Here is a 14326-nt window from a genome sequence, read left to right as displayed (position 1 = left end):
GTCGAGACATTCGACGGTGGCCGGGCCTCGCACACCCTCAATAAGTCAAATCCCGCTCCCAGGAGGTCATTCATGACCCAGCACAGTCGCGACCTGTCGCGCCGCCGGTTGCTCTTCGGTGGAGCCGCAGTGGGCGCTGCCACCCTCCTCACCGCCTGCACCAGCAACGAGACCCCGGCCGCCAGCACCCAGACCAAGGCCGCCGGAAACAGCGAAGGCAACAACGCCCCGGGCAAGAAGGTCGTCATCGGCTTCTCCGCTCCGGCCGCCGACCACGGCTGGATGGGCGCGATCCACGCCAACGCCAAGGCGCAGGCCGCTGCCTACTCGGACGTGGAGTTCAAGGAGGTCGACGGCGGGTCGAACTCCGAGGCCCAGCGCTCCACGCTCGGCACCCTGATCGCCCAGAAGCCGGACATCATCGTCGTGCTGCCGCACGACGGCAAGGAGGTCAACGCCGTTGCCCTCCAGGCGATGCAGGCGGGCATCCCGATCGTGAACCTCGACCGGGCGTTCCCCGACGCGCTGGCCTCGCGGCTGGTCATCAAGGGCGACAACTACGGCATGGGCGTCTCGGCCGGGCACTACATCGGCAAGATGCTCAAGGACAAGGGCGTCGCCAACCCGGTCATCGGTGAGATCGCCGGTCTGGAGATCCCGCTGACCGTCGAGCGCAGCGAGGGCTTCAAGGCCGCCCTGGCGACCTACGGGTTCACTGTGAAGAACCGCCGTTCGGCCGAGTTCACCTCGGACAGCGGTCAGCGCGAGGCGTCCCAGCTGCTCCAGGCGCTGCCGAAGATCGACGCCATTTGGAACCACGACGACGACCAGGGCATCGGTGTGCTCGCGGCCATCAAGCAGGCCAACCGGTCGGAGTTCTTCATGGTCGGCGGCGCGGGCTCCAAGCTCGCGATCGACGCCATCAAGGCCGACAACACCGTGCTGAAGGCCACTGTCACCTACAACCCGTCGATGGCCTCCTCGGCGGTCTCGCTCGCGCGGCTCATCGCGCAGGGTCGGGGCCTGGGCGACCTGACGGAGCTGCAGGTGCCCAAGGAAGTGACCCTGGCCTCGGAGACGATCACCAAGGAGAACGCGAGCAGCTACGACAAGCTCGGGTTCTGACATACCGGGGGGAGACCCACCTTGTCCACGACAGACAAAGAACTGCGGGTCGGCATGGTCGGCTACGCGTTCATGGGCGCCGCGCACTCACAGGCGTGGCGCACCGTGAATCGCGTCTTCGACCTGCCGGCGCGGGCCCGGATGGCGTTGATCTGCGGCCGAGACACAGCGAAGGTGGCTGACGCCGCCGACACACTCGGCTGGGACGCGTACACCACCGACTGGCGTGACCTGATCAACCGGGACGACATCGACGTTGTCGACATCTGCACCCCGGGCGACAGCCACGCCGAGATCGCTCTCGCCGCGTTGGCCGCAGGCAAGCACGTACTGTGCGAGAAGCCATTGGCCAACTCGGTGGAGGAGGCACGGGCGATGACCGCTGCGGCGGACGTCGCCCGGGCCGCCGGAGTGCGGTCGATGTGCGGGTTCAACTACCGCCGGGTCCCCGCGGTCACGATGATGCGCCAGTTGGTCGCCGACGGACGGCTCGGGGTGATTCGACACGTCCGTGCGACGTACCTGCAGGACTGGATCGTGGACCCGCAGTTCCCGCTGGTCTGGCGGTTGCAGAAGGACAGGGCGGGCTCCGGCGCGCTCGGTGACATCGGTGCGCACATCATCGACCTGACCCAGTTCGTCACGGGTCAGCGGATCAGCGGCGTCAGCGCGGTCACCGAGACCTTCGTCAAGGAGCGGCCGCTGCCGGCCGAGTCGAGCGGTCTGGCGGCCTCGGTGGACGGCCACACGGCGCCCACCGGGACGGTCACCGTCGACGACGCCGCTGTCTTCGTGGCCCGGCTCGACGGTGGCGCCCTGGCCACGTACGAGGCGAGCCGCTTCGCGACCGGCCGTAAGAATGCGCTGCGCGTCGAGATCAACGGCTCGCTGGGCAGTGTGGTCTTCGACCTGGAGCGCCTCAACGAGCTGGAGTTCTACGACGCGACCCGCCCGGCCGTGGAACAGGGCTTCAGCCGCATCCTGGTCACCGAGGGCGAGCACCCGTACATGTCGGCGTGGTGGCCCCCGGGCCACATCATCGGCTACGAGCACTCGTTCACGCACGAGATGCGCGATTTCATCGAGGCGGTCGCCACCGGTGTCGACCCGACTCCCTCCTTCGCCGACGCGTTGCAGGTCCAGCTGGTGCTGGACGCGGTGGCCCGCTCGGCGGAGCTCGGCTCCTCCTGGGCCGAGGTGGAACCGACGCTGACCGCGGCGGCCGTCTGACCATTGACCATCCGCGACGGCGGTGTTCGCACCGCCATCGCCCGACCGGCTTTCCGAAGCCGACCGGCGAGGGACCAGCCACGGATTGCGCCCCGTGGCCGGGACAGAGGTCGGCTTCGGAGAGCGTGCAGCCGGGCCCTACGGCCCGGTGGCGCACGAGCAGGACGGTCGTCCGGTGCGACCGGACCGGGATTCCCCGGCCGCACCGGAGGACCGCCACCACCGGTGACCTCCGGAGGACCTGATGACACCGCCCGCCGCCGCCCCCACCCGTACCGCATCCGCTCGCCGATTCCCGGCGGGGCGTGGTTCGGTCGGTGTTCCGGTGGGCGCGGCGGCCTGAGACGCCCGGCCGGGGCATGCCAATGCCCCGACCGGCCGGATGCGGGGGAGGCAGGGTCGAGACGCCGACCCGACCCTGCCTACCAGCCCCGTCTGCTCGCACCTGCCGGGATCCGGTCCGGCGTCGTCGCCGCCGACGCCGACGTCGGAAGCCGGTGCTGTTCCGGTGCGGGGCGAGCGGACGGGGCCCATCCACCCGACCCGAAACTTTCCGAAACCGGGCCGTATCTTTCCGAAACATATTCTGATATTCCTATATTTAGCGGTACCGACGGTTCCTCGTGAATGGGGAAGGAGCACCATGCGAACAGGTGTCTGGCTGGTAGGAGCGCGCGGTTCCGTCGCGACCACCAGCATCGTCGGGGGGCTCGCGCTGCGAGCCGGCCTGGCCGGGCCCACCGGCTGCGTCACCGAGCTTCCCGAGCTGCGCGGCCCGGCCCTGCCGGCCTTCGCCGACCTGGTCTTCGGCGGACACGACCTGGCCACCACTCCGCTGTGCAAGCGCGCCGAGGCCCTCGCCGACGCCGGTGTCATCCCCTGGCGACTGGTCGCCGCGCTCCGCGACGAACTGGGCGTGGTCGATCAGGAACTGCGCCCCGCGCCGGTCGGCGACACCCAGGCCGACCGCGCCGAGGCCGTGGTCCGCGACCTGACCAGCTTCCGCGAACGGCACGAGCTGGACCGGGTGGTGGTGGTCAACGTCTCCGCCACCGAGCCGGCCCCTCGACCGCACCCCGCGCACGCCGACCCGGTCGCGCTGCGCGCCGCCCTCGACGGTCCGGACGAAGTGCTGCCGGTCAGCTCCCTCTACGCGTACGCCGCAGTGCTCGCCGGCTGCCCGTACGTCGACTTCACCCCGTCCACCGGGCTGCGGCTGCCGGCGCTGGCCGCGCTGGCCGAGGAGGCCCGACTGCCGTACGCCGGGCACGACGGCAAGACCGGGGAGACCCTGGTCAAGTCGGTGCTCGCGCCGATGTTCGCGATGCGCAACCTGGCCGTGGGCTCCTGGTCCGGGGTCAACCTGCTCGGCGGTGGCGACGGCGCCACCCTCGCCGACCCGGCCGCGAACGCGGCGAAGGTGCAGAGCAAGCAGCGGGTGCTCGGCGAGACGCTGGGCTACGTCCCGCAGGGCGGCACCCGCATCGAGTACGTCGAGGAGCTGGGCGACTTCAAGACCGCCTGGGATCTGATCACCTTCAGCGGATTCCTCGGCACCGGCATGCGGATGGAGTTCACCTGGCACGGCTGCGACTCCGCGCTGGCCGCGCCACTGGTGCTCGACCTGGCCCGACTCACCGCCGCCGCGCACGCCGCCGGGCAGGTGGGGCCGCTGGCAGACCTGGGCTTCTTCTTCAAGGACCCGCTGGGCGCGCCCACCCACTCGCTGGGTGAGCAGTGGGCCCGGCTGACCGCCTTCACCCGGCACCTGCACGACGGCGGGGACGGTGACCATGACAACGTTGGCTGACCTCGCCGAGCTGGTCCGGGCTCCGGCCGCGCTCTCGGTGCCCGGTGACGTGATCGCCGGGGCCGCGGCGGCCGGCGCGTTGAGCCCGCGTACCCCCGCCCTGGCCGGCGCCTCGGTGCTGCTCTACTGGGCCGGCATGGCCGCCAACGACTGGGCCGACCGGAGCCTGGACGCCGAGGAACGGCCCGAGCGGCCGATTCCGAGCGGGCGGGTCACCCCGGCCGCCGCGGTCGGTCTCGCGGCGGGCCTCACGGCCGCCGGCGTCGGCCTGGCCGCCGCCGTGGGCGGTCGCCGCGCCGCCGCGCTCGCCGTGCCGCTGGCCGCCACCATCTGGGGGTACGACCTGCTGGCCAAGAACACCGCGGCCGGCCCGGCCGTGATGGCCGCCTGCCGGGGGCTGGACGTGCTGCTCGGCGCGTCCGGCGGCCGGATCACCCGAGCGTTGCCGGCGGCGGCCACCGTCGCCGCGCACACCTGGACGGTCACCGCGCTGTCCCGCCGGGAGGTCACCGGCGCCGACGCCACCCTGCCGATGCGCACCCTCGCCGGCACCGCGCTGGTCGCCGCCAGTGCCGCCGTCGCCGTGCCGGGCGCCCGACGCGCAGCCCTGGGAACGACGAACCAGACCGGGGCCACCGACCGGGCCGAGACCGCCGACGGGACCGGCGTGCGCGCGGGTCGCAGTCGGTCGGCCACGATCGCGGCGGTGCTGCCCGCAGTGCTGGCCGGCTGGTATGCCGCCCGGTACGGCGCGGCCCAGGCCGAGGTGGTCCGGGACCCGTCGGCCGGGCGGGTCCGCGCGGCCGTCGGCGCCGGGATCACCGGGTTGCCGGCCCTCCAGGGGGCCCTCACCGCCCGGGGTGGAGCGGGTCTGCTCGGGGTGGCCGTCGCGGCGGCCGCGCCGCTGGGTCGACGGCTGGCCCGGAAGGTCTCCCCGACATGAGCGTCCCCGAGCCCCGGCCCGGTGCGCCGGCCGCCGACGCCACCACGCTGCGCCTCGGGTACGGCACGAACGGCTTCGCGAACCACCGCCTCGACGACGCGCTCGCCGTCATCGCCGACCTCGGCTACGACGGGGTGGCGCTCACCCTGGACCACGACCACCTGGACCCGTTCGCGCCCGGGCTCACCCGCCGGGTCGCCGCGGTCAGTCGACGGTTGGAGTCGCTGGGCCTGGCGGTGGTCATCGAGACCGGCGCCCGCTACCTGCTCGACCCGTGGCACAAGCACGCACCGACGTTGCTGCACGACGACCCGACCCGGCGGATCGAGTTCCTGCGCCGGGCCGTGCGGATCGGCGCCGACCTGGGCGCGGAGGCGGTCTCGTTCTGGGCCGGTGTCCGACCCGAGGCGGTGTCACCGCAGTGCGCCTGGGACCGGCTGGTGGCCGGCTGCGCCACAGTGGTCGACGCGGCCGACACCGCCGGCGTCACAGTCGGCTTCGAACCAGAGCCGGGCATGCTCGTGCAGGACATCGAGGACTGGCGTCGGCTGCACGCCGCACTGGACAGCCCGGCCCGTTTCGGCATCACCCTCGACATCGGCCACTGCCGGTGCCTGGAGCCCTGGCCGGTGCCGCAGTGCGTCGCCGAGGTGGCCGACCACCTGGTCAACGTGCAGATCGACGACATGCGCCGAGGCGTGCACGAGCACCTGGAGTTCGGCGTCGGCGAGATCGACTTCCCGCCGGTGCTGGCCGCCCTGGCGGCGGCCGGCTACCAGGGGCTGGTCGCTGTGGAGTTGCCCCGCGACTCGCACGCCGCACCCGCCGTGGCCGCCCGGTCGATCGAGTTCCTGCGCGCCGCCGCACTGGCCGGCCGCGCGAAGGACGAACCGCCCGCAGACATTCCTGGGGTGCCTGCATAGCAACAAGGGGAGGAGACGGGATGACACCGGATTCACTACGGGCCGCGCTGGGAGGCGTACCCGATCCCGATTGGCTGGACACGGCGCTGCGCCGGGTCACCACCGAGCCCACCGCGATCACCCGGCTCTTTCCCGCCGTCGGCCGACGCTGCGGGCGGGCCGCGCTGCCCGACGCCCCCGGCTGGACCGCCGACGACGCGGCCCGGGTGCTGCTGCTCACCAGCCTGCCCGGCGAGCACGCGGGGTACGCCGAGCGCCTCTACCAGCACGGTGACGCGGCCGAGCGACGAGCCGTGCTGCGCGCCCTGCCGCTGCTGCCGATCGGCGCCGACGGGGTCCCGTTGCTGCACGACGCGATCCGGACCAACGACACCCGGCTGGTCGCCGCCGCGCTCGGCCCGTACGCCCGGCACCTCGACCAGGCCGCCTGGCGGCAGGCGGTGCTCAAGTGCGTGTTCAGCGGCGTCCCCCTGGCCAACGTGGCCGACCTGGACACCCGGGCCGACGGCGAGCTGACCGCGATGCTGGCCGCGCTGGCCGCCGAACGGCACGCCGCCGGCCGGGAGTTGCCCGCCGACGCCAACGACCTGCTCCACCGGCTCACCGCCGCACTGCCCCGGGAGGCGTGAATGCGCATCTTCGACCCCCACATCCACATGACCTCACGCACCACCGACGACTACGAACGGATGGCCGCCGCCGGAGTGCGCGCCGTGGTGGAGCCGGCGTTCTGGCTGGGGCAGCCGCGCACCAGCGCCGCCTCGTTCACCGACTACTTCGACTCCCTGATCGGCTGGGAGCCGTTCCGGGCCGGGCAGTTCGGGGTGCGCCACTTCGCCACCATCGCGCTGAACCCCAAGGAGGCCAACGACCCGCGCTGCCGGCCGGTCCTCGACCTGCTGCCCCGCTACCTGGACAAGGACGCGGTGGTGGCGGTCGGCGAGATCGGGTACGACTCGATGACGCCCGAGGAGGACGAGGCGTTCGCGGCGCAGCTCGCCCTCGCTGTGGCGTACGACCTGCCGGCCCTGGTGCACACCCCGCACCGGGACAAGGCGCGCGGCTGCGAGCGGACCCTCGCCGTGGTCGCCGAGTCGGGCATCGACGCGGGTCGGGTGGTCGTCGACCACCTCAACGAGGTGACAGTGAAGCTGGTCCGTGACAGCGGCTGCTGGCTGGGTTTCTCCATCTACCCGGACACCAAGATGACCCCGCAGCGGATGGTGGAGTTGCTGCGGGAGTACGGCACGGAACGGATGCTGGTCAACTCGGCAGCCGACTGGGGGCGCTCCGACCCGCTGCTGACCCGGGCCACCGGCGAGGCGATGCTCGCGGCCGGCTTCAGCGACGACGACGTCGACAAGGTGCTGTGGCGAAACCCGGTGGAGTTCTACGGGCAGTCGGGGCGGCTCGACCTCAGCGACCTGGACGCCGCCGCCGCTGTGGACCCGCAGACCGGCAACTCGATCCTGCGTGGCGGCAGCTGATGCGGCTGCGACATGCCGGCGGCGAGACCGTCCACCTGGGCTACTGCACCAACGTGCACCCCGCCGAGGACCTCGCCGGCATCCTCGGTCAACTGGACACCTACGCGGTGCCGGTCCGCGAGGCGCTCGGCAGCGACCTGCTCGGGCTCGGCCTGTGGCTGGCCGCCCCGGTCGCCGCCGAGCTGGCCGCCGACCCGACGCTACGCCGCCGGTTGCGCACCGAGCTGGACGCGCGCGGCCTGGAGGTGGTCACCCTCAACGGCTTCCCGTACGCGGCCTTCCAGGCCCCGGTGGTCAAGCAGGACGTGTACCACCCGGACTGGACCACCGAGCAGCGCCTGACCTACACAGTGAACCTGGCCCGGGTGCTCGCGGACCTGCTGCCCGACGACGCCGCCCGAGGTTCGATCTCCACGCTGCCGCTGGCCTGGCGTCAACCGTGGGACACCGGCCGGGCCGACGCGGCCCGAGGTCGACTGGACCAGCTCGCCGCCGGCCTGGCCGACGTGCAGCGGGACACCGGCCGCGAGGTGCGCGTCGCCTTCGAGCCGGAGCCCGGCTGTGTGGTGGAGAGCACCGGTCAGGCGGCCGCGCTGCTGTCCGGGATGGACACGGATCGGCTGGGTGTCTGCGTCGACCTGGCCCACCTGGCCTGCGCCTGGGAGGAGCCGGCCGAGGCACTGAACCGACTGCGGGCGGCCGGGCTGCCGGTGGTGAAGGTGCAGGTCTCGGCCGCCGTCGAGGCCGCCGACCCGGAGGGCGGAGCCGAGGCGTTGCGCCGCTGGGTGGAGCCGCGCTTCCTGCACCAGACCCGGGGCGCTGGTTGCGCCGGTCTGGCCGATCCGGCCGACCCGACGTACGCGGCCGACGACCTGGACGAGGCGCTGGACCGGGCGCTGCCCGGGCCGTGGCGGGTGCACTACCACGTGCCGCTGCACGCCCCACCCGAGGAACCGCTCGGCTCTACTCTGCCGGTGCTCCGCGCGGCCCTGAGAGCGCTCTTCGACGGCCCGACCGCCGGCTGCGACCACCTCGACGTCGAGACGTACACCTGGGGGGTGCTGCCGGCCGCCCGACGGCCCGGCACCGACGCGGAGCTGGCCGCCGGCATCGCCGCGGAGCTGGCCTTCGCCCGGGACGAACTGGTCGGTCTCGGCCTGACCACAGAACGAACCGTGAGCATGGGAGTGACGCGATGAGCCGGCGACTGGTGGTCCTCGACGTGGTGGGGTTGACGCCCCGACTACTGGCGCACATGCCTCGACTGCGGGGGGTCGCCGACGGCGGCTTCCGGGCCGAGCTGGGCACCGTGCTGCCCGCCGTGACCTGCTCGGTGCAGTCCACCTTCCTCACCGGCGAGCAGCCCAGCGGGCACGGGATCGTCGGCAACGGGTGGTATTTCCGGGAGTTGGGCGAGGTGTTGCTGTGGCGGCAGCACAACGCGCTGGTCGGCGGGGACAAGCTCTGGCAGGCCGCCCGTCGGGCCGAACCCGGCTACACAGTGGCCAACGTCTGCTGGTGGTACGCGATGGGCGCCGACGTCAACTGGACGGTGACGCCCCGCCCGGTCTACTACGCCGACGGGCGCAAGGAGCCGGACTGCTACACCGACCCGCCGGAGCTGCACGACGCGCTCACCGGGCGGCTGGGCACCTTCCCGCTCTTCACCTACTGGGGGCCGACGGCCGGGTTGCCGTCGTCGCGGTGGATCTGCCAGGCGGCCGAGCAGATCCTCGCCGACGTGTCACCCGACCTGACCCTGGTCTACGTTCCGCACCTGGACTACGACCTGCAACGCTTCGGTCCCTCGTCGGCCCAGGCCGCCGCGGCGGCAGCCGAGCTGGACGCGGTGCTCGGCCCGCTCCTGGACGCCGCCCGGGCCCGCGACGCCACAGTGGTGGTGCTGTCGGAGTACGGCATCACCGACGTGTCCCGGCCGGTGGACGTCAACCGGCTGCTGCGCGCCGAGGGCCTGTTGCGGGTGCACACCCAGGCGGGCATGGAGTACCTCGACCCGTGGACGTCGAAGGCGTTCGCTGTCGCCGACCACCAGATCGCGCACGTCTACGTCAAGGATCCGGCCGACGTGGCGGCGGTGGCGAAGCTCTGCGCCGGCCTGCCCGGGGTGGCCGAGGTGCTCGACGCCGAGGGCAAGGCCGCACACGGTCTGGACCATCCGCGCGCCGGTGAGCTGGTGCTGGTGGCCGAGCCGGACGCCTGGTTCACCTACTACTACTGGCTGGACGACGCCCAGGCACCGGACTTCGCCCGGCTGGTCGAAATTCACCGGAAGCCGGGCTACGACCCGGCGGAGCTGTTCTTCGACCCGGCCAACCCCGGTGCCGCGAAGGCCCGGGCCGGGGTCGCCCTGGCCCGCAAGAAGCTCGGCATGCGGTACCTGATGAGCGCTGTCGGCCTCGATGCCGGTGCGCGGGCGGTGCGCGGCTCGCACGGGCGGCTGCCCGACGACCCGGCGGACGGCCCGGTGCTGCTCTGCTCCGACCCGACCGCGGCCCGGGACAAGATCGCGGCGACCGAGGTCAAGGCGCTGCTGCTGGAGCTGGCCGGGCTGAGCCCCGGCGGTGCGGGCGGGTCGGGGGAGGGCTCATGACGGTCACCGTCGCGCCCACCGACGCCAGCGGGCTGCGGGCGCGCTTCGACACGGAGCTGGCCGGGTTTCTCAGCCGGCAGGGCCCGGACTGGCCGGACGGGGCGCCGCGGGGCGTGTTCACCGCGCTGCAACGGTTCGTGCTGGCCGGCGGCAAGCGGTTACGGCCGCTCTTCTGCTACTGGGGCTGGCGCGGCGCGGGGGCGGCCGACGGCACCCCGATCGTGGTGGCCGCGGCGGCCCTGGAGCTGTTCCACGCGTTCGCGCTGATCCATGACGACATCCTGGACGGCAGCGACCGCCGCCGGGGTGAGCCGTCGGTGCACCGGCTCTTCGCCGACCTGCACGCCCGCTCGTCGTGGCGCGGCGACCCCGAGGCGTACGGCCGTAACACCGCGCTGCTCTGCGGGGACCTCTGCGCGGCCTGGTCGGATCAGATGTTCCACGAGTGCGGGCTGAGCACCGAGCAGGTGCACCGGGGGTACGGCGTGTTCGCGCTGATGCGTACCGAGGTGATCGCGGGGGAGTACCTGGACCTGGTCTCGGGCGTGGGTGACGGCTCGGTGGCCAGCGCGCTCACCGTGATCCGGATGAAGGCTGCCCGGTACACGGTCACCCGGCCGTTGCAGATCGGTGCGGCACTGGCCGGCGCTGGCCCGGAGCTGATCGCCGCGTTGGGCGAGTTCGGTGACCCGCTGGGTGACGCGTTCCAGCTCCGCGACGATGTCCTGGGCGTGTTCGGTGACCCGGCGGTCACCGGGAAGTCGGTCCTGGACGACCTGCGTGAGGGCAAGCCCACCGTCATGATGGCGCTGGCCCGCAGCGCCGCCGACCGGCCGCAGACCATCCGGCTGCGGGAGCTGTTCGGCAACCCGGCGTTGGACGCCGAGGGCGCGGCGGAGCTGCGCGACATCATCGAGGCGACCGGCGCGCGGGAGCGGATCGAGCAGATGATCCGGGTCCGGACCGAGGCCGCGCTCTCCGCCCTGCAGAACGCCATGGTGGCCGATGAGGCCCGCGTGGCCCTGGTTGCGCTGGCCGGGCAGGCGATCGACCGACGCGCCTGACCGGCGACTTTCGATCAAATCGACAAAAGTTGATGCTGAACCGCCGGAAGGTATGGACACATCGACACGTGCGACTTAGTGTCGTGACCAACACGACAATGTTTCGTCGAGGTGAACCGGCGGCGCGGTAACCCATCGACCCCCCCACCACCGCTACGGCATCCGGCGCGACGGCGCGCGCCCGGCCTGGCAGTCACACGTCAGGAAGGGACAGCACAGATGTCCATGAAGGACGCTCCGAGACAACGGTCCCGACGATGGTTCTCCGCCGGATCCGCGCTGCTGCTGGCGGTCGCCGCCGGCACTGTCACCTTCGCCGCCGGCTCGGCCCCCGCCCAGGCACACACGATCGTCGCCAGCGACTTCCAGCAGGTCGAGCTGGCCCGTGGCGTGACCGACATGGGTGAGCCGATGTCGCTGGCGGTGCTGCCGGACCGCTCGGTCCTGCACACCGCCCGCAACGGCACCCTGCGCCGCACCGACGCCAACGGCACCACCTCCGTGATCGGCACCCTGTCGGTCTACACGCACGACGAGGAGGGGTTGCAGGGCGTCGGGATCGACCCGGGCTTCGCCAGCAACCGCTACATCTACCTCTACTACGCCCCGCCGCTCTCCACCCCCGGCGGTGACGCGCCGGCCACCGGCACCGACTTCTCGGCCTGGAACGGCGTCAACCGGCTCTCCCGGTTCACCCTCAACTCGGACTTCACGCTCAACCAGGCCAGCAAGGTCGACGTGCTCGACGTTCCGGCCAGCCGGGGTGTGTGCTGCCACGTCGGTGGGGACATCGACTTCGACGCCGCCGGCAACCTCTACCTGTCCACCGGCGACGACACCAACCCGTTCGAGTCGTCCGGCTACTCACCACTGGACGAGCGGACCAACCGCAACCCCGCGTACGACGCGCAGCGCAGCGCCGGCAACACCAACGACCTGCGCGGCAAGATCCTGCGGATCAAGGTGAACGCCAACGGCACGTATTCCATCCCGTCGGGCAACCTGTTCGCCCCCGGCACGGCCAAGACCCGGCCGGAGATCTACGCGATGGGGTTCCGCAACCCGTTCCGGATCAGCGTGGACAAGGCCACCGGGGTGGTCTACGTCGGTGACTACGGGCCGGACGCCGGCTCCACCAGTTCCACCCGCGGGCCGTCCGGCCAGGTGGAGTTCAACCGGGTCGCGGCACCGGGCAACTACGGCTGGCCGTACTGCACCGGCACCAACACCAGCACCGAGACGTACAACGAGTTCGACTTCGCGACCAGCGCCAGCGGCGCGAAGTACAACTGCACCGGCGGGCCGACAAACAACTCGTTCCGCAACACCGGCCTGACCACCCTGCCGCCGGCCCAGCCGGCCTGGATCCGGTACGCCGGTGACGCCGGCACCCCGACCGAGTTCGGCGGCGGCTCCGAGTCGCCGATGGGCGGCCCGGTCTACCGGTACAACGCCTCGTCGACCTCCACCACCAAGTTCCCGCAGTCGTTCGACGGGCAGTTCTTCGCCACCGAGTTCGGCCGGGGCTGGATCAAGCCGATCCACGTCAACTCCGACGGCTCCCGGGGCGCCATCGACACCTTCCCGTGGGTCGGCAAGCAGGTGATGGACTCGGCGTTCGGCCCGGACGGCGCGTACTACGTGCTCGACTACGGCACCGGTTACTTCAACGGGGACGCCAACTCGGCGCTCTACCGCTTCGACTACGTCGGCGGCGGCAACCGGGCGCCCACCGCGAAGGCCAGCGCCAACCGCACCTCTGGCGCGGCCCCGCTCGCTGTGACGTTCTCCTCGGCCGGCTCGGCCGACCCCGAGGGCGGCGCGTTGACCTACGCGTGGGCGTTCGGTGACGGGACCACCTCGACCGCCGCCAACCCGACGAAGACCTACAGCGCCAACGGCACCTACACCGCCACGCTGACGGTGCGCGACCCGCAGGGCGCCACCGGCAGCAGCAGCGTGCAGATCAGCGTCGGCAACACCGCGCCCACGGTCACGATCAACAACCCGGGCAACGGTCAGCTGTTCGGCTTCGGGGACACGGTGGCGTACAGCATCACGGTGTCCGACCCGGAGGACGGCACCATCGACTGCACGAAGGTCAAGATGACCTACGTGCTCGGGCACGACCAGCACGGGCACCAGATCACCTCGAAGACCGGTTGCTCGGGCTCGATCACCATCCCGGTCGACGGTGAGCACGACGACGCGGCGAACATCTTCGCGATCTTCGACGCCGAATACACCGACGCCGGTGGGCTGACCACGCACACCCAGCACACGCTGCCGCCGCGGCACCGCCAGGCCGAGTTCTTCGGCACCTCGTCGGGGATCAACGTGTTCAGCAAGACCCCGGCCGAGGGTGGCAAGACCGTCGGCGACATCAACAACGGCGACTGGATCGCGTTCCAGCCGTACCGGCTGGGCAACGTGACCTCGTTCAACGCCCGGGTCTCCTCGGCGGGTGCCGGTGGCACCCTCCAGGTCCGGGCTGGCTCGGCCACCGGCACCGTGCTCGGCTCGGCCACGGTCCCGGTGACCGGCGGCTGGGAAACCTTCACCACTGTCAACGGGACGATCAGCAACCCGCCGACCGGCACGACCACGCTCTACCTGACCTTCGCCGGGTCGGGCACCGGGGCGCTCTACGACCTGGACGCCTTCACCTTCGTCACCGGGACGCCCCCGGCCGGTGGGGCCGGGGCGATCAAGGGCCTCGGCGGCAAGTGCCTGGACGTGCGCAACGCCGCCACGGCCGACGGCACGCAGATCCAGATCTACACCTGCAACGGCAGTGCCGCGCAGACCTGGGCGGTCACCCCCAACTCCACGATCAAGTCGTTGGGCAAGTGCCTGGACGTGTCGGGCGGTGCCACCGCCGACGGCACCAAGATCCAGCTCTGGACCTGCAACGGGACCGCCGCGCAGAACTGGGCCGCCCAGGCCGACGGCACCCTCCGCAACACGTCGTCGGGCAAGTGCCTCGATGTCTCCGGCAACAGCTCCGCTGACAGCACGGTGGTCCACCTCTGGACCTGCACCGCCGCCGCCAACCAAAAGTGGACCCTGCCCTGAGCTGGCGGGAGGGGCCCTTCGACAACGCCTAGTGTGATGCGAGGGGCCCCTCCTAACC

The 14326-nt window shown here is 71.9% G+C and carries 11 protein-coding genes; all 11 read left to right on the top strand.

Annotated elements, in window-relative coordinates; translation table 11 throughout:
• Positions 1-72 precede the first annotated feature (72 nt).
• The gene (locus tag FB453_RS20455; protein ID WP_112590389.1) at positions 73-1125 is read left to right on the top strand and encodes a substrate-binding domain-containing protein; all 1053 of its coding nucleotides are present in this window, start codon (positions 73-75) and stop codon (positions 1123-1125) included.
• A gap of 54 nt (positions 1126-1179) precedes the next feature.
• Positions 1180-2355: a Gfo/Idh/MocA family protein gene (locus tag FB453_RS20450; RefSeq protein WP_396711118.1), complete on the top strand. Its 1176-nt coding sequence runs from the start codon at positions 1180-1182 to the stop codon at positions 2353-2355.
• 643 nt (positions 2356-2998) lie between these two features.
• Positions 2999-4165 (top strand): inositol-3-phosphate synthase, encoded by a 1167-nt coding sequence (locus FB453_RS20445; RefSeq protein WP_145792439.1) that lies wholly within the window; start codon positions 2999-3001, stop codon positions 4163-4165.
• Positions 4149-5108 carry an SCO3242 family prenyltransferase gene (locus FB453_RS20440; RefSeq protein WP_145792437.1) on the top strand — a complete coding sequence of 320 codons (960 nt, stop codon included), beginning with the start codon at positions 4149-4151 and terminating at the stop codon, positions 5106-5108. The genes FB453_RS20445 and FB453_RS20440 overlap by 17 nt, the downstream gene beginning before the upstream one ends.
• Positions 5105-6031: a sugar phosphate isomerase/epimerase family protein gene (locus FB453_RS20435; RefSeq protein WP_145792435.1), complete on the top strand. Its 927-nt coding sequence runs from the start codon at positions 5105-5107 to the stop codon at positions 6029-6031. Before FB453_RS20440 ends, FB453_RS20435 begins: the two co-directional genes overlap by 4 nt.
• 20 nt (positions 6032-6051) lie before the next feature.
• Positions 6052-6660, top strand: coding sequence for an EboA domain-containing protein (locus tag FB453_RS20430; protein WP_145792433.1), 609 nt, complete (start codon positions 6052-6054; stop codon positions 6658-6660).
• Complete coding sequence (locus FB453_RS20425) at positions 6661-7518, top strand: TatD family hydrolase (protein ID WP_091409019.1); 858 nt, start codon at positions 6661-6663, stop codon at positions 7516-7518. It abuts the gene before it with no gap.
• Positions 7518-8717, top strand: a complete 1200-nt coding sequence (gene eboE, locus FB453_RS20420; protein ID WP_145792430.1) for a metabolite traffic protein EboE — start codon at positions 7518-7520, stop codon at positions 8715-8717. The genes FB453_RS20425 and eboE overlap by 1 nt, the downstream gene beginning before the upstream one ends.
• On the top strand, positions 8714-10129 hold the full coding sequence (locus FB453_RS20415; RefSeq protein ID WP_091409025.1) for an alkaline phosphatase family protein: 1416 nt from the start codon (positions 8714-8716) through the stop codon (positions 10127-10129). The genes eboE and FB453_RS20415 overlap by 4 nt, the downstream gene beginning before the upstream one ends.
• Complete coding sequence (locus tag FB453_RS20410) at positions 10126-11193, top strand: polyprenyl synthetase family protein (protein ID WP_112623877.1); 1068 nt, start codon at positions 10126-10128, stop codon at positions 11191-11193. The genes FB453_RS20415 and FB453_RS20410 overlap by 4 nt, the downstream gene beginning before the upstream one ends.
• Positions 11194-11412: 219 nt before the next feature.
• Positions 11413-14268 carry a PQQ-dependent sugar dehydrogenase gene (locus FB453_RS20405; protein WP_186718404.1) on the top strand — a complete coding sequence of 952 codons (2856 nt, stop codon included), beginning with the start codon at positions 11413-11415 and terminating at the stop codon, positions 14266-14268.
• Positions 14269-14326 lie beyond the last annotated feature (58 nt).

This window comes from Micromonospora sp. CNZ322 (genome assembly GCF_007827755.1).
The sequence above is the reverse complement of the archived record's forward strand: the minus strand, read 5'-3'. Positions and strand labels throughout refer to the sequence as shown.

What these genes read in the sequence shown, in the direction of transcription:
- FB453_RS20455 (WP_112590389.1), top strand. Translation starts at nt 73, where the DNA reads ATGACCCAGCACAGTCGCGACCTGTCGCGCCGCCGGTTGCTCTTCGGT.
- FB453_RS20450 (WP_396711118.1), top strand. Translation starts at nt 1,180, where the DNA reads ATGGTCGGCTACGCGTTCATGGGCGCCGCGCACTCACAGGCGTGGCGC.
- FB453_RS20445 (WP_145792439.1), top strand. Translation starts at nt 2,999, where the DNA reads ATGCGAACAGGTGTCTGGCTGGTAGGAGCGCGCGGTTCCGTCGCGACC.
- FB453_RS20440 (WP_145792437.1), top strand. Translation starts at nt 4,149, where the DNA reads ATGACAACGTTGGCTGACCTCGCCGAGCTGGTCCGGGCTCCGGCCGCG.
- FB453_RS20435 (WP_145792435.1), top strand. Translation starts at nt 5,105, where the DNA reads ATGAGCGTCCCCGAGCCCCGGCCCGGTGCGCCGGCCGCCGACGCCACC.
- FB453_RS20430 (WP_145792433.1), top strand. Translation starts at nt 6,052, where the DNA reads ATGACACCGGATTCACTACGGGCCGCGCTGGGAGGCGTACCCGATCCC.
- FB453_RS20425 (WP_091409019.1), top strand. Translation starts at nt 6,661, where the DNA reads ATGCGCATCTTCGACCCCCACATCCACATGACCTCACGCACCACCGAC.
- eboE (WP_145792430.1), top strand. Translation starts at nt 7,518, where the DNA reads ATGCGGCTGCGACATGCCGGCGGCGAGACCGTCCACCTGGGCTACTGC.
- FB453_RS20415 (WP_091409025.1), top strand. Translation starts at nt 8,714, where the DNA reads ATGAGCCGGCGACTGGTGGTCCTCGACGTGGTGGGGTTGACGCCCCGA.
- FB453_RS20410 (WP_112623877.1), top strand. Translation starts at nt 10,126, where the DNA reads ATGACGGTCACCGTCGCGCCCACCGACGCCAGCGGGCTGCGGGCGCGC.
- FB453_RS20405 (WP_186718404.1), top strand. Translation starts at nt 11,413, where the DNA reads ATGTCCATGAAGGACGCTCCGAGACAACGGTCCCGACGATGGTTCTCC.